Genomic DNA, 18,070 nt, shown 5'->3' on the forward strand with positions numbered 1-18,070 from the left:
GCACCGTGTTCATCAACAGTGGTAGTCCTGCGCCCCAGCGCATCGTAGGAAAAACGCCGCACGCCAGCATCGGGCAGGGTTTCTTCAACCAACTGACCGAGGGGGTTCCAGACAAACACGTGTCGACTGGTGTCCGGGTAACGGATCGACAGCAACTGCCCGCGAGCGTCGTAGTGGTAATGGCTGACCTGACCATCAGGATCGACCGCTTCAGTGACGTCGCCCTGAGCATTGCGCCGATACGTCCACACCGCCTCGCCACGGCAGCGGCTGTGCAGGAAACCATTGCGGTATTCGTAGGACGTTGGTTCATCGTCTGGCGGAAGCAGCGCGATCAGCCGTCCGACATCGTCGTAGCGGTATTCGGTGACGGCGCCTAAGGGATCCTGCTCGGCGACCAAACGGCCCGCAGCGTTGTAGGCCTTGAGGTGTTCACCGCCGTCGGCCTCGACCTTGCGCACCAGTCGTGCGCGGTCATCGTGGACGTAGGTTTCTTCGGTGCCATCGACGTGATGCACGACGACACTGCCGTCGTCATTCCAGACGTAGCGCGTGTCCATCTGCGAGAACGACGCCCAGTGCCTGACGCAACGTGCAGCCTTGCCAGCGCGTTCCCACTCCCAGAAAAAACTCGCGCCGCCCGTGAGTTGGCGCTGGAGAATGACGTGCTGATCGTCGTAGTCGTAACGCTCGCTGTCGCCGACCGCGTTACGCGCCTCGACCAGATGCTGGTAGGCGTCGTAGCGGTAACTGACGAGGGTGTGTTCGGTGTGCCAAGGCTCGGCAAGGTTCAGCGCCGAGTCAAAGCGCTGGTAATCAACCGCGATCAGATGCGCCCGGTCATACCGCAACAACAGCGCCCGACCCGCGCCGTTGTCCAGACGCTGAACCCGATCCTGCCGATCCCGAACAATGCGCAGACGATTGCCATACGCATCACTAACCGCCGTCAGCCGCCCGGCCCGAAAGTGATAAAACCGCGCCGCGTCCCCCGCCAGCGCGAGGATCAATTCCTCCGGTTCATCCCCGAGAAAGATCGCCGCTCGCGACAGACTGTTATGAATCGCCGGCCGCTCAACACTTGGCAACGGAAACCGCGTACGCCGGTTCTCATGGTCAACCCAGACAACACCATCGCCATCGAACTCCAGCCGATGCGCCAGCGAATGGCTCCAGCCAAACCCCAGCCCGAGGTCGATTTCGGCGGCACTCGTGCGATACAGCCTTGTGAACTCGAATGGCAGCAACCCGTCGAGCACGCCATCGGTCAGGGTCAGCAGTTCCTCGCCGGTAACCATCGACACCGGACAGCCGTTGGTGCAGGTCTGCGGCACACAATCGGCGCTGTCGCCGTTGGGGTTTTTTGCTTGGTCGGACGCGTCATCGTGAGGCTCATGGCGCTCCATCCGGCTCATGCCATGCGACTTGTCCCGCGCGAGGGGCGCCGGATTCGGCACCGTCAAAACCACGGAATCGGCCTGACGAATGTTCAGTGGAATCGACGGCGTCGGTTTCAGCTCAACGTCACGCACATTGAGCACCAGCGGTTTCAAAGCGCCGGCATGGCGAGTCAAATCAGGCGAGGAATTCAGTTCAGCCAGGCGCAAAGCAGAAGCCGCCAGCCATTCCCGCGCGCGCGGCGATTTGATTTTCGCCAGCACTTTGCTGCTCAAACGCAGCTGCACGCCAATGCCGCCAGAGACGCGCATCAACAAGAAACTGATCAACAATTCGACACGGACTTCTGCGACCACTTCCGCCACGTATTGCGGCGGCAGCATCTTCAGCCAACTGGTGAACGCCGCCAGATGAATGAACAAAAGCGGCTCGTCGCTGAGCATCAACAGGCCGTTGGCTATCGCCTCGTGGGAAGCCTGCAGCAAACCGTCCAGCTCAATGTCGCTCAGATAATCCAGCAGCTTTTCGCTATTGGCCTGCAAGTCGGCGAGCAGGGCGAATAGTTGTTTGATGTCATCCCAGACGCCGTGCAAGGCATTGTCGAAGCCGCGCCAATCGGCCTGTTGCAGTTGACCGAAACGCTCGCGGAATCCGGCGCTGGAAAACTCCGTCCAAAGCGGCTGAAACCCTGCCCATTCACCACGCAACCAGTCTTCCAGGCCACTGATGACACTTTCATAAGAGGCATACAGCGCCCGGACATGCCGGGTAGAAACATCAGGAAAGAAGGTGATGCGATAACGCTGGCCCCGGTCGCAATCGCTCACCTCCAGAATGCCGCTCGGGCCGATTTCATAACGTTGCGGTTCGCCGAAGGACAACACGCCGCCGACGTCGGCAATCACCGGTTCGAGTGTCAGCGGGGTGTTGCCGATCGGTACAAAGCGAGCGGCTTCAAACATGTGCACCAGGGTCAAGGGGCCGCTGGCCGGGCACATGAACACTGAAGAACTGATGGGTTTACGGCTGTTGACGGGCGCGCTGAGGTTGACGTCGTTGCCGACTTTGAACACCTGCTCGATGTCCAGCGCCGAGCCCATCCAGAACTGTTCGGCCCAGGCTTCGTAGTTGTTCAGGCACAGGCGAAACTCCCGGATCAGGGTTTCAAAGTCCGGGTGCTCAGGATTAAGGGCGGCAACCACCAGCAGGCCGATGCTGTTGTTCAGGGGCAGAAGCCGATTGGGTGGAAGCATTCGCAGTCACTCGCGCATGTGAATAAAGGTGCGCGGACTTTGCGGGGGATCAAAAAGGAAAGAAGTCGGGAAGGTAGGCAATATCTGTAGGGCGTTTCGCTATTTGCCTGCGATCAGTTCATCGCTTGAGAAGATATTGCCCGTTGCTCAATGTCGGCCGTGCTCGTTATGCTGCTGAACCCATTAATCAGATCCGAGCAGCGGCGCTACCCGCCGCCTGGGATGTCTTTGATAACGGATCCGATGATGAATGCACCGCTGAAGGCGTTCGGCCCGATCAAGGCCGTGATTTTCGATATGGACGGTTTGCTGCTGGACACCGAAGGCATTTACACCGAGGTCACCTCGATGATTGCCGAGCGTTACGGGCGCACCTTCGACTGGAGCGTCAAGCAGAACATCATTGGCCGCGGTGCCAACGATCTGGCGAACTACGTGGTGCAAGCGCTGGATCTGCCGATCACAGCCGAAGAGTTTCTGGTGATCCGTGAGCCGTTGATGCGCGAGCGTTTTCCCAAGGCCCAGGCGATGCCGGGAGCCGAAGAACTGGTTCGTCACCTCAAAGCCCACAACATTCCAATCGCCGTGGGCACCAGTTCGTCACGACAGTCGTTCGGTCAGAAAACCACGTTGCACCGCGAGTGGTTTGCGCTGTTTGATTTCATTGTCACGGCGGACGATCCGGAAGTCGGCGCAGCCAAACCCGCGCCGGATATTTTCCTCACCGCGGCCCGTCGTCTCGGGGTCGCTCCTGAAGATTGTCTGGTGTTCGAGGATTCGCCGTTTGGGGTTACCGCAGCGAAAGCGGCGGGCATGACGGCCATCGCCATTCCCGACGCCGCCATGGCCGATGAAAAATACGCCCACGCCGACGGGATTCTTCGTACGTTGAAGGCGTTTACGCCAAGTGCCTGCGGTTTGCCGGCGCTGGAATGGGCTTGATCGAGCGGTAACACGATCAACCAAAAAACGCCGCCCCTCCGTTAAAGGAAGGGCGGCGTTTTTCGTACAGTCGATTGAGAAATATCAGGCGCCGAAGCCACCGTCGATGGTCAGGCTGGCACCGGTGATGTAACCGGCTTCCGGGCCCACCAGGTAGGCGACGAAGCTGGCGATTTCATCGGCGGTGCCGTAACGACCTACAGCCATGAGCGGGATCAGGCTTTCGGCGAAGTCACCGTGCGCCGGGTTCATGTCGGTGTCGACCGGGCCGGGCTGCACGTTGTTGATGGTGATGCCGCGTGGACCGAGATCGCGGGCAAGGCCTTTGGTCAGACCCACCAGTGCCGATTTGCTCATTGCGTAAACACCGCCGCCGCCGAAGGGCATGCGGTCGGCGTTAGTGCTGCCGATGTTGATGATGCGTGAGCCTTCGCCCATGTGCTTGGCCGCTTCCTGCGAGGCGATGAATACGCTGCGTACGTTGATCGCGAGGGTTTGGTCGAAGTCTTCCAGCTTGAAGTCTTCCAGTGGTGCGATGGCCAGCACACCGGCATTGTTGACCAGAATGTCCAGACGTCCAAAGGCTTCGACGGTGCTGCTGACCGCATGGCGGATGGCGGCGGCATCGGCACTGTCGGCCTTGATCGCGAGGGCTTTGCCACCGTTGGCGGTGATGCTGTTCTGCAACTCTTCGGCTTTGGCGGTGGAGCTCACGTAGGTGAAGGCTACTGCAGCGCCTTCAGCGGCCAGACGTTTGACGATAGCGGCGCCGATGCCACGGGAACCGCCTTGAATCAGAGCGACTTTGCCGCTGAGGTGTTGAGTGGTCATGTTCGATCTCCAGACTGTTCAAGGCGGGACTGCCTTGTTGTTGGAGCCGAGTATCGACCTCTGACCGACAGCCGTGTAGACACTGCTTGCTATAGTCTGTGTAAACCAGAAGTTTATAGTGGTCCCTATGGAAACCTTCAGCAGTATCGAATGCTTTGTCCGCAGTGCCGAAGTCGGCAGCTTTGCCGAAGCCGCACGGCGATTGAGCCTGACCCCGGCGGCGGTCGGCAAAAGTGTGGCGAAACTCGAGGCACGGCTCGGTGTGCGGTTGTTTCAGCGCAGCACTCGCAGCCTTACGCTGACAGAAGCGGGGCAGCTGTTTTTGAGCGAGGTCAGCGCCAGCCTGACCACGATCCAGAACGCGGTGTCCAATCTCGCCAGCGCCGGAGGGCAACCAGCAGGCACTTTGAAAGTCAGCATGGGCACGGTGTTTGGCCGTCTCTATATCGTGCCATTGCTGGGTGAGTTTCTGCGGCGATTCCCGGCGATCAACCCGGACTGGCATTTCGATAACCGTCAGGTTGATCTGATTGCTCAGGGTTTCGATGCTGCCATTGGTGGCGGTTTCGAGCTGCCCCAAGGCGTGGTCGCGCGGCGACTGACGCCCGCGCATCGAGTCTTGGTGGCCTCTAGCGATTACCTGAAAGCAAATGCTCCGATCACCGAGCCGGACGATCTCAAGCAACACGACGGGATTTTGATCCGCTCCCCGCAAACCGGACGTGTGCGTTCCTGGCATCTGACGCACCGCACTCGACAGCACAGCCCGCTGACACTCAAGGCACGAATGACCATGAGCGATTCGGAGGCTGCCTGCGCCACAGCGGCGCAAGGCCTGGGGATTGCACTGGTGAGCATGCCGTTTGCGGTGGGTTATCTGGAGGCGGGCACATTGCAGCGTGTGTTGCCGGATTGGTTTGTCGATGATGGCAACATCTCGATCTACTACGCCGAGCACAAATTGTTGCCGGGCAAGACTCGGGCGTTTGTCGATTTTGTGATTGAGCAGTTTTTGGAGCAGGGGTTGGTGCAGAGGTTTAGTGCTGTTTGAGCAAGGCTTGGGACCGAGTTGCGGCCATCGCGGGCAAGCCACGCTCCCACAGGTTTCGCGTCGTACGCAAAGTGTGTGAGCAACGCAGAACCTGTGGGAGCGTGGCTTGCCCGCGATGAACGATAACGCGGATTACCGTGCAAACCGCCCCGGCCAGCCAATAATCGTCTTCGGCCGCGGCGTCGCATAAGTCCGCACTTTCGACGTCGACAACCGCAAACGCACCAGCGATTCCGCAACCATCACCGCCGCCGTCACGCCATCCACCACCGGCACGCCCGTGCGCCGGCGAATCTGTTCATCAAGCCCGGCCATCCCGCCGCAACCCAGACAGATCACCTCGGCCTTGTCCTGCGTCACCGCCAACTCAGCCTGATGGACGATTGCTTCCAGCGCGCGTTGCGGTTCGTGTTCCAGCTCCAGAACGGCCAGGCCACTGGCGCGCACTGACGCGCAGCGATCCCACAGCCCGGACAGTTTCAGTCGATCCTCGATCAACGGCACGGTGCGATCCAGCGTGGTCACCACCGAATAGGCATGGCCGAGAAACATCGCGGTGCTGGCCGCCGCATCGGTGATATCCACCACCGGAACGTTGAGCAATTCCTGCAAGCCTTCGCGACCGTGTTCGCCGTAACCGGCCTGAATCACCGCGTCGAACGGTTGGTCGTAGGCCATCACCCGGTCCATCACGGCGATGGCCGCCAGATAGCTTTCGAAATTGCCTTCAATCGAATCGGCGCCGAAGTAGGGCGTCAGGCCGACGATTTCCGTACCGGGTGACGCGACAGCCTGCGCCGAGCGGGCGATGGCATCGGTGATGGATTCGGTGGTGTTGACGTTGACCACGAGAATGCGCATGGAGAGTCCTTATAGCGGGCAGTTTGCGGCCCGAAGTGCGGGCCGCGAGGAGTTAATGGCAGACGTTGTCGACAGCGATGCATTCGCCGCTGACGTCGGCGTAGTCAGGCTGGCGTTTGGCGATGATCAGATAGAGCAATCCGGCGATCCCGGCACCAATCAGCCAGGAGAACGGCGAAACACTGTGGAAACCCGGTACCAGCGCCAGGACGATGGCGATCAGCGCGGCAGGAATAAACGCCGCCACTGCACGGAAATTGACCCCGTGGCTGTAGTAATAAGCGCCGTTGGGATCTTCGCTATAGAGCTGCGGGACATTGATCCGGCCTTTGCGGATCAGCCAGTAGTCAACCATGATCACGCCGTACAACGGGCCGAGCAGGGCGCCGAGACCGGAGAGGAAATACACGATCACCAACGGACTGTTGTAGAGATTCCACGGCAGGATCAACACGGCGATGGCCGCGCTGATCAGCCCGGCGCGGCGGAAGGTCAGGTACTTCGGCGCCAGGTTACTGAGCACAAATGCCGGGGCGACGAAGTTGGCCATGATGTTCACCGCCACGGTGACGATCAGGAAGGCCAGGCAACCGAGGACCAGAAAGAAGGTATTGGGAATCGAGGCGATGATTTCGGTCGGGCTCTCGATGATCCGGCCGTTGATCTGAAACTGCGCGCCGCACAGCAGGACGGTAATCGCGGCGAACACCAGAATGTTCACCGGCAAACCCCAGAAATTTCCTACCTTGATGGTCTTCCGGCACGGCGAGGAACGAGCGAAGTCGCAGAAATTGAGAATCAGCGTGCCATAGATCGCCAGCCACAACGCGCCGCCGGCAAAGATGTTGCGCCACATCTCACCACCGGTCAGCGGGTCGCGAGTCGACCAGGCGATGGTCGCGTTGGCCTGCGTGTACATCCAGGCGGCGAGGGCCGCGACGGTCACCAGAATCACCGGCCCGGCAAACGCTTCATAGCGGCGGACCATTTCCATGCCGTAGGCGAGGATCGCCAGTTGCACGAGCCAGATCACCACGAAACACACCCAACCCAACGTCGACAGCCCGAGGATCGAATTGTGGTCGTACTCGGCGAATCCGGGATGAACCGCCGTGAGCAAGACGCGAAATACCACCGATGCCAGATACGTCTGAATGCCGAACCAGGCGATGGCGATAACAGCACGGATCAACGCAGGAATTTGCGCCCCGTGGATGCCGAAACTGATCCGGCTGATGACCGGAAACGGCACGCCGGTTTTCTGCCCCATGTACCCGGACAGGTTCATGAAGAAATACACCAGCGCCGCGCCGATCCCCAGCGACAGCAGAATCTGCCAGCCACCCAAGCCCAAGGCATACAGGCCAATGGCGAACGAGTAGTTGGCGATGTTGTGCACATCGTTGGTCCACAACGCGAAGATGCTGTATTTGCCCCAGCGTCGCCCCTCGGCCTTGGTCGGTGCCAGGTCGCTGTTGTGCAAGCGGGGGCTCAGTTGCAGGGGGTCGACCAGTCCGTCGTGGGGGGAGGGGTGATCGAGTGCAGAGGCGGGCAGATTCAGCGCGATGTTATTGGAGAGACTTGTACGCATTCCGGCAGGCTCCTGATGTTCAAGGCCGCGATGACTGTGCATAAGCCGTCAGGCTCGACAAATCTTCGTCGCGGCAGTGAAACCATCACAGGTTAGGGGCATCTGCAGCCTGTACGGGATAGGGCGCTTCAGGCTTGCGGATCGAAAGTGTGTTTATGTTTTGCAGTTTTGTATACAAAACATGTATGCACCAAAGCCAGATTTGTGCCAGTTACCCACATATGAAATGCGCGTCTCATTTCGAAAAGTTATCGAAGATCCTTAAGTCGTTGAAAATAATTGGTTAAAAATTGACCGATTGAACAGGTATTTATTTTTTGCGAGGAATTTTGGCGGACGCCAGAGAGAAGGGAGTCGTAGAGCGCGTGTAACTTTTCAGGGCGCAGAAACAAAAAAGTGCACACATAAATGGCACCGATGGTGACATTTGTGTGTACACGTTTTTAGAGTCGCTACAAATCCCTGTAGGAGTGAGCCTGCTCGCGATAGCGGTGTACCAGTCGATGAATTTTTTGGCTGATACACCGCTATCGCGAGCAGGCTCACTCCTACAAGGGAAAATCAGCGTGGCAGGAATTTACGCCTTGCTGATGATATTCCCCGCATGCAACCCGCATTCCTTCTGGGTCGCTTCTTCCCACCACCAGCGGCCTTCGCGCTCGTGCTGGTTCGGCAGGACAGGGCGGGTGCAAGGCTCGCAACCGATGCTGATAAAACCGCGTTCATGCAGGCTGTTGTACGGCAGCTCAAGCATGCGGATGTAGCCCCAGATCTCTTCGCTGGTCATCTGTGCCAGTGGGTTGAATTTGTACAGGGTACGTTCCGGTGTCGAGAATGCGCTGTCGATTTCCATCACGGCCACGGCACTGCGCGTGCCCGGGCTCTGGTCGCGGCGCTGGCCGGTGGCCCAGGCTTTGACGTCGGAGAGTTTGCGCCGCAGCGGCTCGATCTTGCGGATGCCGCAGCATTCGCCATGGCCGTCCTTGTAGAAACTGAACAGGCCTTTTTCCTTCACGAACGGTTCCAGTTTCGTGTAGTCCGGCGAGACGATTTCGATGTCGATCTTGTAGTGCTCGCGCACTTGCTCGATGAAGCGATAGGTTTCCGGGTGCAGGCGGCCGGTGTCGAGGCTGAACACTTTGACGTTCTTGTTCAGCTTCCAGGCCATGTCCACCAGCACCACATCCTCGGCGCCGCTGAAAGATATCCACAACTCATCGCCAAACTCGGCGAACGCGAGTTTCAGGATGTCCTGAGCGGATTTGTTGGCATAGGTCGTGGCGAGTTCCACGACATCGAACGTTGGGCTCATCAGGGCGGCTTCCTACAGGTCGGTGGCGCTGGGCGCTCTATATGGCGGCGATGGTAACAAAAAAGCTGCGCGAGTTGGCGCGTGCTGTGCGTTGCACGGCCGTGGTGGAGCCGCTAGAGTTCGGCCTCGCTCGACTCAATAATCAATACAAACGGGAGTGTCTTGTGGAAATTGCTTGCCTGGATCTTGAAGGGGTGTTGGTGCCGGAAATCTGGATCGCTTTCGCCGAAAAAACCGGAATCGAATCCCTCAAGGCCACCACCCGGGACATTCCCGATTACGACGTGTTGATGAAGCAGCGCCTGCGCATCCTCGATGAACACGGCCTGAAGCTCTCGGACATCCAGGAAGTGATCGCCACGCTGAAGCCGCTGGACGGCGCGGTGGAGTTCGTCAACTGGCTGCGCGAGCGCTTCCAGGTGGTGATTCTGTCAGACACTTTCTACGAGTTTTCCCAGCCTCTGATGCGCCAGTTGGGCTTTCCGACGTTGCTTTGCCATCGTCTGATTACCGATGAAACAGGGCGGGTGACCAGCTATCAGTTGCGTCAGAAGGATCCCAAGCGTCAGTCGGTGCTGGCCTTCAAGAGCCTGTATTACCGGGTGATTGCGGCGGGTGATTCGTACAACGACACGACGATGCTGGGCGAGGCGGATGCGGGGATTCTGTTCCATGCGCCGGACAATGTGATCCGCGAGTTCCCGCAGTTTCCGGCGGTGCACACGTTTGCTGAACTGAAACAGGAATTCCTCAAGGCCTCGAATCGCGAACTGTCCCTGTAAACCCAATCCCTGTAGGAGCTGCCGCAGGCTGCGATCTTGGCTTTTTAAGATCAAAAGATCGCAGCCTGCGGCAGCTCCTACAGGGGGGTTGTGGTGTTCAGAGGTTCTGCAGGGTTTCGAGGAGGATTTTCACTTTGGTAATCGACTCCTGATACTCCGCCTGCCAGTGCGAATCGGCAACAATCCCGCCGCCGCCCCAGCAGCACACCTGCCCATCCTTGACCAACAGACTGCGAATCGCGATGGAGCTGTCCATCTCGCCGCGCACATCCAGATACAGCAACGACCCGCAATACAAGCCGCGGCGGGTTGGCTCCAGTTCGTCGATGATCTGCATCGCACGAATCTTCGGCGCGCCGGTGATCGAGCCGCCGGGGAAGCTGCCGGCGATCAGGTCTAACGCGTCGCGATCCTGCGCCAGTTCACCGGTCACGCTGCTGACCAGATGATGGACGTTGGGATAACTCTCCAGACTGAACAGCTCCGGCACCCGCACCGAACCGATGCGGCAGGTGCGCCCCAGATCGTTGCGCAGCAGATCGACGATCATCAGGTTTTCCGCGCGGTCCTTGGGACTTGCCAGCAGTTCGGCGGCATTGGCGGCGTCTTCGGCCGGCGTCAGACCGCGTGGGCGGGTGCCTTTGATCGGACGGGTTTCCACCTGACCCTGGCTGACTTTGACGAAGCGTTCCGGCGACAGGCTTAACACCGCACCACCGTCCGGCAAGCTCTGGAACCCGGAAAACGGCGTCGGGCAGGCTTCGCGCAGGGCGCAATAGGCCAGCCATGGATCGCCCTGGCAGGTAGCGCGGAAGCGCTGGGCGAAGTTGACCTGATAGCAGTCACCGGCCTGAATGTACTGCTGGATGCGTTCGAACGCCTGATGGTAATCGTCTGCCGAGAGGTCGGCGCTCATCGGATTGTTCAGTTTGAACGGGGCCAGCGAGTCAGCGGGCAGTTGAGTGAACAACGCAATCAGGCGCTGCTTTTCGCTGTCGACGATGGACGGGTGGAAAACCAGTTGGCTGGTAGCGGTCTGGTGATCGCTGATCAGCGCCCAGGCATATAGGCCAAATCGTGCGTCGGGCAATTGCAGATCATCTCGCGCCTGACTTGGCAGGTGTTCCAGATGTCGACCGAAGTCGTAGCTCAGGTAACCGATCAGCCCCCCGGCGAACGGCAGTTCATGCGTAGCGGGCAATTGCGCCTCACCCAAACGGCTCAGGTTATCGCGCAGACGTTGCAGGAAAAGGCTGCCGCTTTCGTCCGGCATGACGGCCAGTTGTTCCAGCGGCCAGGCGCTGAGCAAGTCATACCGGCCACGCTCGGCACTCGGCCGACCGCTGTCGAGCAGCACAGCGCCGGGGGCGTTGCGGATTGCCGCAAAGTAGTCGGCGGGATTGGCGCGGTAGGGCAGCGGGTGTACGGAGCAGGTCAACATGGGCGGGGCAGATCGGCCGTTGAAGCGGGGTGGGGATTGTAGTCCTCTGGGGAGCTTGCTCCTAGAGGGATGTCGGGGAATGGTAGATTGGCGGCAAGGTTGACTCGTGCGGTGGCAGGAAGTCCGCTATCGCGAGCAGGCTCACTCCTACATTGGAATGCGTTCCCCTGTAGGAGTGAGCCTGCTCGCGATGGCCGCGACTCGGTTTCGGCTCAGCCCTCTACCGCAGGAATATGCCCAAACATTTCCTGAGTAAACGCCACCCGCTCTTCAACCGACTCAGTCACCCCGCGCGCCTTCAGCTCTTCCAGTCGCGCTTCCACCGCATGGGTACGCAACGTCAGGCCGCAATCATTGGCGATCTGGATATTCAGCCCCGGCCGCGCATTCAGCTCGAGAATCAGCGGACCTTTCTCCTGATCCAGCACCATGTCCACGCCGATATAACCCAGACCACACAGCTCATAACAACCGGCAGCGAGCTTCATGAAACCGTCCCAGTAGGGCAGTTGCACGCCATCTACTGCGTTGGTGGTGTCCGGGTGTTTGGTGATGATGTTGTTCAGCCAGGTGCCGCGCAGAGTCAGGCCTGTCGCCAGATCCACGCCGACGCCGATGGCGCCTTGGTGCAGGTTGGCCTTGCCGCCGGATTGACGGGTCGGCAGGCGCAACATCGCCATTACCGGATACCCCATCAACACAATGATGCGTATGTCTGGCACGCCTTCATAACTGATGCTTTTGAAGATCTGGTCCGGGGTCACGCGGTATTCGATCAGCGCGCGATCACGGTGGCCGCCCAGCGAGTACAGGCCGGTGAGGATGCTCGAGATGTGATGCTCGAGCTCTTCGTGGGCGAGGATCTTGCCCGAGACCGTGCGATAGCGGCCCTCGAAACGGTCGGCGATGACGATGATGCCGTCGCCGCCAGCGCCTTGTGCCGGCTTGATCACGAAGTCGCTGCGCCCGCCGATGATCTCGCCGAGTTTGTCGATTTCCTTCTCGGTGGAAATCACGCCATACAACTCCGGCACGTGAATGCCGGCCTCGATGGCGCGCTCCTTGGTGATGATCTTGTCATCGACGATCGGGTACAGACTGCGCTTGTTGTACTTGAGCACGTAGTCGGCGTTACGCCGATTGATGCCCATGATGCCCCGGGCTTCCAGGGCCTTCCAGGTCTTCCAGAAACCGAACATCAGCTGTCAGCCTTCTTCAGGAACGCCTTGAAACGCACCAGTTCGGTCAGGCGGTACCCGCGATAACGACCCATCGCCAGCATGAAGCCCACCAGAATCAGCAGGATCGCCGGGAAGGTGAACACGAAGTACACAAGCTCCGGCACGGTCATGATCAGGTGCGCCAGAGACGCTGCGAACAAGGTGCCGATCGCGACTTTCATCGCATGGCTGGCACCGCGTTCTTCCCAGGTGATCGACAGGCGTTCGATGGTCATGGTCAGAATCACCATCGGGAACAGCGCCACCGACAGGCCCCGCTCCAGACCCAGTTTGTGGCTGAACAGACTGATTGCCGCGATCAACACCACGACAAACGTCAGCACCACCGACAGTCGCGGCAGCATTTGCAGCTTCAGGTGTTCCAGATACGAGCGTAACGACAGGCCCAGCGCGGTAATCACGGTAAACAGCAGGATGCCAAACCCGAGCTGCGTTTCACGGAAGGCGAGGGCGATCAGCACCGGGGTAAACGTGCCGAGTGTCTGCAGGCCGATCAGGTTGCGCAGGATCAGGATCACCAGCACGCCGATCGGGATCATCACCATGATCATGAAGGTCTGTTGGGTTTGCAGCGGCAGGCCGTAGAGCGAGTATTCGAGGAAGTTGGCGTCAGTGTTTTCGTCAGTCAGCTTGGCCAGACGAATCGCGTTCATCTCGCTGTTGTTCAGGCTGAAGGTCACGTTGGCTTTCTTGCCGCCGTCGACGGTGATCAGGTTTTCATCGCCGGTCCACCACAGCAGACGGTCGGTCGGCAGGCCCTGTTCGCCGGTTTCCGGATTGAAGTACAGCCAGTCCGTGCCGTTGAAGCTGCGCAGCCACAGTTCAGGCGTTTGCGGCTGATCGGCGACGAGGCGGATGGTGTGGACTTTTTCCACCGGGACGTGGGCGATGGACAGCAGCAGCTCGACGATCTTGGCTTTGTGCGGCGTCGATGGATCGCCAGCCAGCAGCAGTTTGACGTTGTCGTCGTTGACGTTGTTGACGCGCTTGATCGCTTCGCCGATGAAGGTTTCAACGTCGGCCGAGTGCTGGCGAATCGGTGCGAGCAGCGATTCGGCGGCGATTTTTTCCGGGCCTTCGATGACCATGCTGTCGCGGAAGGTCGGGCCTTTGGTCTTGGTTTTTTCTGCGGTGTAACGCTTGGTCAGTACCAGACGGTAATAAAGGGTCTGATTGCCCTTGGCGCGTCGCGCCGACCAGGTCACTTTGCGGTTGCCGTCGACGCGGTTCACCGACACGCCGTAGTTATTGGAGATGAAGCTCTCGTTGAGGCTGACGTAATCGCGGCTCAGCGGCGGCACGAACATCTGGATCTTCACCGGGTCTTTGGTGCTGGCGACGAACTCGACTTTGGCGTCGATGTTCCACAAGTCGTCGGTGGCGTCTTCGGTCACCGGGATGCCGAGTACGAAAATCTGATAGGCCGTAACCGAAACGCCCAGGAGCACCAGAATGGTGATCAGGATTTTCAGGTGGAAGGTTAGAGAACGCATGGAAATTACTCGGCGGTATGAGCGGCGATGGTGCAAGCGGGTTTGCCTGCAGCGTATTTAAGACTGGGGTCGACCAGCGCGTCGAAGCGTTTCAGCGCTTCGGAACCGATCAAAAGCGGGTATTGGAACGCACTTCGGTCGGTCAGGTTCACTTCGATGCTGCGCATTGCCGAACCCATGCAGATATCCAGCTCGATCACCGGGCGCGCGGTGTACTTTTTGCCTTCTTCCGGGTCGTAGTCGCCGGCCCGGCGCTTGATCTTGCTGACGCGGGCCAGCGGACGTTCGATCGGGTGCGAATGCGCGGCGTCGATCGCCAGGTAGAAACGGACCCAGGATTCACCATTGCGCTTGAAGCGTTTGATGTCGCGGGCACTCAGCGAGGCGGTTTTAGCGCCGGTATCGAGTTTGGCCGCGACTTCCAGATTGATGCCGTCAAGCGAAGCGTATTCGTTGAGGCCATACACGGTTTTTTCCCCCGCGGCGGCTAGGCCGGGCAGGCAAAACAGGGCGAAGAATGTGGGAAAAGGCTTGAGTCTCATAAATCCTGGTGCGCAGCGTTCCGTTTTCGGTTCAGGTGCCTGGCAAAACTTGCGCAGGTCCCTTCGTGTGCCTTTCAGCTTTTTATGACAAGCCGTACAAATGGCCAGCAAATGCGGGCGGCATTCTAGCACGGTGGGTTTATGGCGCCAGCGCTTGGGCCGGTCTATAAAAGATCAAAAGATCGCAGCCTTCGGCAGCTCCTACAGGGATCGATGTAGGAGCTGCCGAAGGCTGCGATCTTTTCCGGTTATTAGACGATTGTCGACAATATCTATTTATCCTTTGACTGATTAGGCTTAATTAGCTAGTTTTTGCCGCATTGGATTTCAAGGTGTCGACAATCATGCTGGATCAACTCGATCCCCCGGTCATCAGCGGCGACGATTCCGAGACGCTCTCGGAAAACGTCTTTCGACGCATTCAGGCGGCTATCGTCAGAGGTGAGATTGCTCCGGGTAGCAAGATCTCCGAGCCTGAGCTGGCACGCACCTATGGCATCAGCCGTGGGCCGTTGCGTGAGGCGATCCACCGTCTGGAAGGTCAGCGCCTGCTGGTGCGCGTGCCGCACGTCGGTGCGCGAGTGGTATCACTCAGCCATGCCGAATTGCTGGAACTCTACGAAATCCGTGAATCCCTCGAAGGCATGGCCTGTCGTCTGGCGGCTGAACGCATGAGCGTCGAAGAAATCGATGAGCTGCGTCGGGTGCTGGAAACCCACGAGCGCGACGCGGCATTTCAGGCCGGGGTCGGTTACTACCAGCAGGAAGGCGATTTCGATTTCCACTACCGCATCATCCAGGGCAGCGGCAACCGCACGCTGACGCAGATGCTCTGCGGCGAGCTCTATCAACTGGTGCGCATGTACCGCATCCAGTTCTCGACCACGCCGAACCGCCCGCGCCAGGCCTTCGCCGAACACCACAGGATTCTCGATGCCATCGCCGACCGTGACGGCGAACTCGCGGAATTGTTGATGCGCCGCCACATCGGCGCCTCGAAACGCAACATCGCCCGTCATTACCAGGACGGCGCCCACAATAAGACAGCCACTGAACGAGGTGAGTCATGAGTTCCAACCCGAACACTCCAGGCCAGCGTTTCCGCGATGCGGTCGCCAGCGAGCACCCTTTGCAGGTGGTCGGTGCGATCAACGCCAACCACGCGCTGTTGGCCAAACGAGCCGGTTTCAAGGCGATCTACTTGTCCGGTGGCGGGGTGGCCGCAGGTTCCCTCGGCGTGCCGGATCTGGGCATCACCGGTCTGGATGACGTGCTCACCGACGTACGGCGCATCACCGACGTCTGCGACTTGCCGCTTTTGGTGGATGTCGACACCGGTTTCGGTTCTTCGGCCTTTAACGTGGCGCGTACCGTCAAATCGATGATCAAGTTCGGCGCGGCGGCGATCCACATCGAAGACCAGGTCGGCGCCAAGCGCTGCGGCCATCGTCCGAATAAAGAGATTGTCAGCCAGCAGGAAATGGTCGACCGCATCAAGGCTGCCGTCGATGCCCGTACCGACGACAGCTTCGTGATCATGGCGCGTACCGATGCGCTGGCCGTTGAAGGTCTGGAGTCTGCACTGGATCGCGCCGCGGCGTGCATCGAGGCCGGCGCCGACATGATCTTCCCGGAAGCCATCACCGAGCTTGAGATGTACAAGCTGTTCGCCAACCGCGTGAAAGCGCCGATTCTGGCCAACATCACCGAGTTCGGCGCGACGCCGCTGTACACCACCGAGCAACTGGCCGGCGCCGATGTGTCGCTGGTGCTGTATCCGCTGTCGGCGTTCCGCGCGATGAACAAGGCTGCGGAAAATGTCTACACCGCGATCCGCCGCGACGGCACGCAGCAGAATGTCATCGACACCATGCAGACTCGCATGGAGCTCTACGATCGCATCGATTACCACACGTTCGAGCAGAAGCTCGATGCGTTGTTTGCGGCGAAAAAATGAAGATCAAAAGATCGCAGCCTCGTTTCACTCGACAGCTCCTACATGGATATCTGTAGAAGCTGCCGCAGGCTGCGATCTTTTACAAACAACACCGAAATTGCAGATTCCCTAACAAATTCAAAAATTGGAGACAGCAATGGCCGAAGCAAAAGTACTCAGTGGCGCCGGGCTCCGGGGCCAGGTTGCCGGGCAAACCGCACTGTCCACCGTAGGCCAGGCCGGTGCCGGGCTGACCTATCGCGGCTACGACGTGCGCGAACTGGCAGCCGATGCGCAATTTGAAGAAGTGGCGTACCTGCTGCTGTACGGCGAACTGCCGACCCAGGCCGAGCTCGACGCTTATCAAGGCAAACTGAGCAAGCTGCGCGACCTGCCGCAAGCGCTGAAAGAAGTGCTGGAACGCATCCCCGCCGACGCCCACCCGATGGACGTGATGCGCACCGGTTGCTCGTTCCTTGGCAACATCGAACCGGAGAAGGACTTCTCCGAGCAGCAGGACAAGACTGACCGTCTGCTGGCCGCGTTCCCGGCGATCATGTGCTACTGGTATCGCTTCAGCCACGATGGCAAACGCATCAACTGCGTGACCGATGAACAATCCATCGGCGGCCACTTCCTGCACTTGCTGCACGACAAGAAGCCGAGCGAACTGCACGTCAAAGTGATGAACGTGTCGCTGATTCTCTACGCCGAACACGAATTCAACGCCTCGACCTTCACCGCCCGCGTTTGCGCGTCGACCCTGTCCGATCTGTATTCCTGCGTCACTGCGGCCATCGGTTCGTTGCGCGGCCCGCTGCACGGCGGCGCCAACGAAGCGGCGATGGAAATGATCGAACGCTTCTCAACGCCCGAAGACGCGATCAAAGGCACCCTCGGCATGCTCGAGCGCAAAGACAAGATCATGGGCTTCGGCCACGCTATCTATAAGGACAGCGATCCGCGCAACGAGGTGATCAAGGGTTGGGCGAAAAAGCTCTCTGATGAAGTCGGTGACAAGGTGCTGTTCGCGGTTTCCGAAGCCATCGACAAGACCATGTGGGAGCAGAAGAAACTGTTCCCGAACGCCGACTTCTACCATGCCTCGGCGTACCACTTCATGGGCATCCCGACCAAGCTGTTCACACCGATCTTCGTCTGCTCGCGCCTGACCGGCTGGGCCGCGCACGTGTTCGAACAGCGTGCCAACAACCGCATCATCCGTCCAAGCGCCGAATACGTCGGCGTAGAACAGCGCAAGTTCGTGCCAATCGAACGTCGCTGAATGGTGAGCTGACCCCGACCTTGAGCCACACCGAAAACCCTGTAGGAGCTGCCGAAGGCTGCGATCTTTTGATTTTGAGTTTTAGAAGCAAGATCAAAGGATCGCAGCCTT

Annotated in this window: 15 protein-coding genes; 6 read left to right on the forward strand and 9 right to left on the reverse strand. The window is 59.3% G+C overall.

Going from position 1 to position 18,070, the window contains the following annotated elements; all coding sequences use genetic code 11:
• The coding region (locus ICA16_RS21715; protein WP_210701524.1) for a DUF6531 domain-containing protein at positions 1 to 2,651 on the reverse strand (2,651 nt) is incomplete at its 3' end.
• 246 nt (positions 2,652 to 2,897) lie between these two features.
• Here ICA16_RS21715 and ICA16_RS21720 point away from each other — a divergent pair.
• Positions 2,898 to 3,593 (forward strand): HAD-IA family hydrolase, encoded by a 696-nt coding sequence (locus ICA16_RS21720; protein ID WP_150616756.1) that lies wholly within the window; start codon positions 2,898 to 2,900, stop codon positions 3,591 to 3,593.
• 84 nt (positions 3,594 to 3,677) lie between these two features.
• Here ICA16_RS21720 and ICA16_RS21725 read toward each other — a convergent pair whose 3' ends face one another.
• On the reverse strand, positions 3,678 to 4,424 hold the full coding sequence (locus ICA16_RS21725; protein WP_150616755.1) for a 3-oxoacyl-ACP reductase family protein: 747 nt from the start codon (positions 4,422 to 4,424) through the stop codon (positions 3,678 to 3,680).
• A 127-nt stretch (positions 4,425 to 4,551) separates the two neighbouring features.
• On the opposite strand from ICA16_RS21725, the gene ICA16_RS21730 reads away from it, so the two are divergent.
• A complete protein-coding gene (locus ICA16_RS21730) occupies positions 4,552 to 5,475 on the forward strand; it encodes a LysR family transcriptional regulator (protein ID WP_210701525.1) in 924 nt (307 codons plus the stop codon).
• Between the two features lie 132 nt (positions 5,476 to 5,607).
• Here the strand turns inward: ICA16_RS21730 and ICA16_RS21735 are convergent, their stop codons facing one another.
• From ICA16_RS21735 to ICA16_RS21745, 3 genes are all read right to left on the reverse strand, one after another.
• The gene (locus ICA16_RS21735; protein ID WP_150601325.1) at positions 5,608 to 6,336 is read right to left on the reverse strand and encodes an aspartate/glutamate racemase family protein; all 729 of its coding nucleotides are present in this window, start codon (positions 6,334 to 6,336) and stop codon (positions 5,608 to 5,610) included.
• Positions 6,337 to 6,388: 52 nt separating this feature from the next.
• On the reverse strand, positions 6,389 to 7,927 hold the full coding sequence (locus ICA16_RS21740) for an NCS1 family nucleobase:cation symporter-1 (RefSeq protein WP_210701527.1): 1,539 nt from the start codon (positions 7,925 to 7,927) through the stop codon (positions 6,389 to 6,391).
• Positions 7,928 to 8,504: 577 nt separating this feature from the next.
• Positions 8,505 to 9,239: a phosphoadenylyl-sulfate reductase gene (locus ICA16_RS21745; RefSeq protein ID WP_150616752.1), complete on the reverse strand. Its 735-nt coding sequence runs from the start codon at positions 9,237 to 9,239 to the stop codon at positions 8,505 to 8,507.
• Positions 9,240 to 9,403: 164 nt separating this feature from the next.
• On the opposite strand from ICA16_RS21745, the gene thrH reads away from it, so the two are divergent.
• Positions 9,404 to 10,021, forward strand: a complete 618-nt coding sequence (gene thrH, locus ICA16_RS21750; RefSeq protein ID WP_150601328.1) for a bifunctional phosphoserine phosphatase/homoserine phosphotransferase ThrH — start codon at positions 9,404 to 9,406, stop codon at positions 10,019 to 10,021.
• Between the two features lie 97 nt (positions 10,022 to 10,118).
• Here the strand turns inward: thrH and pabB are convergent, their stop codons facing one another.
• The 4 genes from pabB to rloA all read right to left on the reverse strand — a co-directional run bounded on the left by pabB (position 10,119) and on the right by rloA (position 14,738).
• Positions 10,119 to 11,462 carry an aminodeoxychorismate synthase component I gene (gene pabB / locus ICA16_RS21755; RefSeq protein ID WP_210553611.1) on the reverse strand — a complete coding sequence of 448 codons (1,344 nt, stop codon included), beginning with the start codon at positions 11,460 to 11,462 and terminating at the stop codon, positions 10,119 to 10,121.
• A 212-nt stretch (positions 11,463 to 11,674) separates the two neighbouring features.
• Entirely contained in the window at positions 11,675 to 12,661 is a 987-nt protein-coding gene (locus ICA16_RS21760; protein WP_150601330.1) for an alpha-L-glutamate ligase-like protein, read from the reverse strand.
• The gene (gene rloB, locus ICA16_RS21765) at positions 12,661 to 14,196 is read right to left on the reverse strand and encodes an osmotic stress tolerance membrane protein RloB (protein ID WP_150601331.1); all 1,536 of its coding nucleotides are present in this window, start codon (positions 14,194 to 14,196) and stop codon (positions 12,661 to 12,663) included. The genes ICA16_RS21760 and rloB overlap by 1 nt, the downstream gene beginning before the upstream one ends.
• 5 nt (positions 14,197 to 14,201) lie before the next feature.
• On the reverse strand, positions 14,202 to 14,738 hold the full coding sequence (gene rloA, locus ICA16_RS21770; RefSeq protein ID WP_016983749.1) for a retropepsin-like aspartic peptidase RloA: 537 nt from the start codon (positions 14,736 to 14,738) through the stop codon (positions 14,202 to 14,204).
• 347 nt (positions 14,739 to 15,085) lie between these two features.
• On the opposite strand from rloA, the gene ICA16_RS21775 reads away from it, so the two are divergent.
• The 3 genes from ICA16_RS21775 to prpC all read left to right on the forward strand — a co-directional run bounded on the left by ICA16_RS21775 (position 15,086) and on the right by prpC (position 17,959).
• Complete coding sequence (locus ICA16_RS21775; RefSeq protein WP_181818557.1) at positions 15,086 to 15,808, forward strand: GntR family transcriptional regulator; 723 nt, start codon at positions 15,086 to 15,088, stop codon at positions 15,806 to 15,808.
• A complete protein-coding gene (gene prpB / locus ICA16_RS21780; protein ID WP_150601332.1) occupies positions 15,805 to 16,695 on the forward strand; it encodes a methylisocitrate lyase in 891 nt (296 codons plus the stop codon). Before ICA16_RS21775 ends, prpB begins: the two co-directional genes overlap by 4 nt.
• Positions 16,696 to 16,831: 136 nt before the next feature.
• Positions 16,832 to 17,959, forward strand: a complete 1,128-nt coding sequence (gene prpC / locus ICA16_RS21785; protein WP_210701529.1) for a bifunctional 2-methylcitrate synthase/citrate synthase — start codon at positions 16,832 to 16,834, stop codon at positions 17,957 to 17,959.
• Positions 17,960 to 18,070 lie beyond the last annotated feature (111 nt).

The organism is Pseudomonas anatoliensis (assembly GCF_017976235.1).
In the GTDB taxonomy this organism is placed as follows: Bacteria; Pseudomonadota; Gammaproteobacteria; order Pseudomonadales; family Pseudomonadaceae; genus Aquipseudomonas; species Aquipseudomonas anatoliensis.

Bases quoted from the DNA above. Each gene is read 5' to 3' on its own strand.
- ICA16_RS21760 (WP_150601330.1), bottom strand. From the start codon at position 12,661: ATGTTCGGTTTCTGGAAGACCTGGAAGGCCCTGGAAGCCCGGGGCATC.
- prpC (WP_210701529.1), top strand. From the start codon at position 16,832: ATGGCCGAAGCAAAAGTACTCAGTGGCGCCGGGCTCCGGGGCCAGGTT.
- ICA16_RS21725 (WP_150616755.1), bottom strand. From the start codon at position 4,424: ATGACCACTCAACACCTCAGCGGCAAAGTCGCTCTGATTCAAGGCGGT.
- pabB (WP_210553611.1), bottom strand. From the start codon at position 11,462: ATGTTGACCTGCTCCGTACACCCGCTGCCCTACCGCGCCAATCCCGCC.
- ICA16_RS21720 (WP_150616756.1), top strand. From the start codon at position 2,898: ATGAATGCACCGCTGAAGGCGTTCGGCCCGATCAAGGCCGTGATTTTC.
- rloA (WP_016983749.1), bottom strand. From the start codon at position 14,738: ATGAGACTCAAGCCTTTTCCCACATTCTTCGCCCTGTTTTGCCTGCCC.
- ICA16_RS21730 (WP_210701525.1), top strand. From the start codon at position 4,552: ATGGAAACCTTCAGCAGTATCGAATGCTTTGTCCGCAGTGCCGAAGTC.
- ICA16_RS21745 (WP_150616752.1), bottom strand. From the start codon at position 9,239: ATGAGCCCAACGTTCGATGTCGTGGAACTCGCCACGACCTATGCCAAC.
- rloB (WP_150601331.1), bottom strand. From the start codon at position 14,196: ATGCGTTCTCTAACCTTCCACCTGAAAATCCTGATCACCATTCTGGTG.
- ICA16_RS21740 (WP_210701527.1), bottom strand. From the start codon at position 7,927: ATGCGTACAAGTCTCTCCAATAACATCGCGCTGAATCTGCCCGCCTCT.
- ICA16_RS21735 (WP_150601325.1), bottom strand. From the start codon at position 6,336: ATGCGCATTCTCGTGGTCAACGTCAACACCACCGAATCCATCACCGAT.
- prpB (WP_150601332.1), top strand. From the start codon at position 15,805: ATGAGTTCCAACCCGAACACTCCAGGCCAGCGTTTCCGCGATGCGGTC.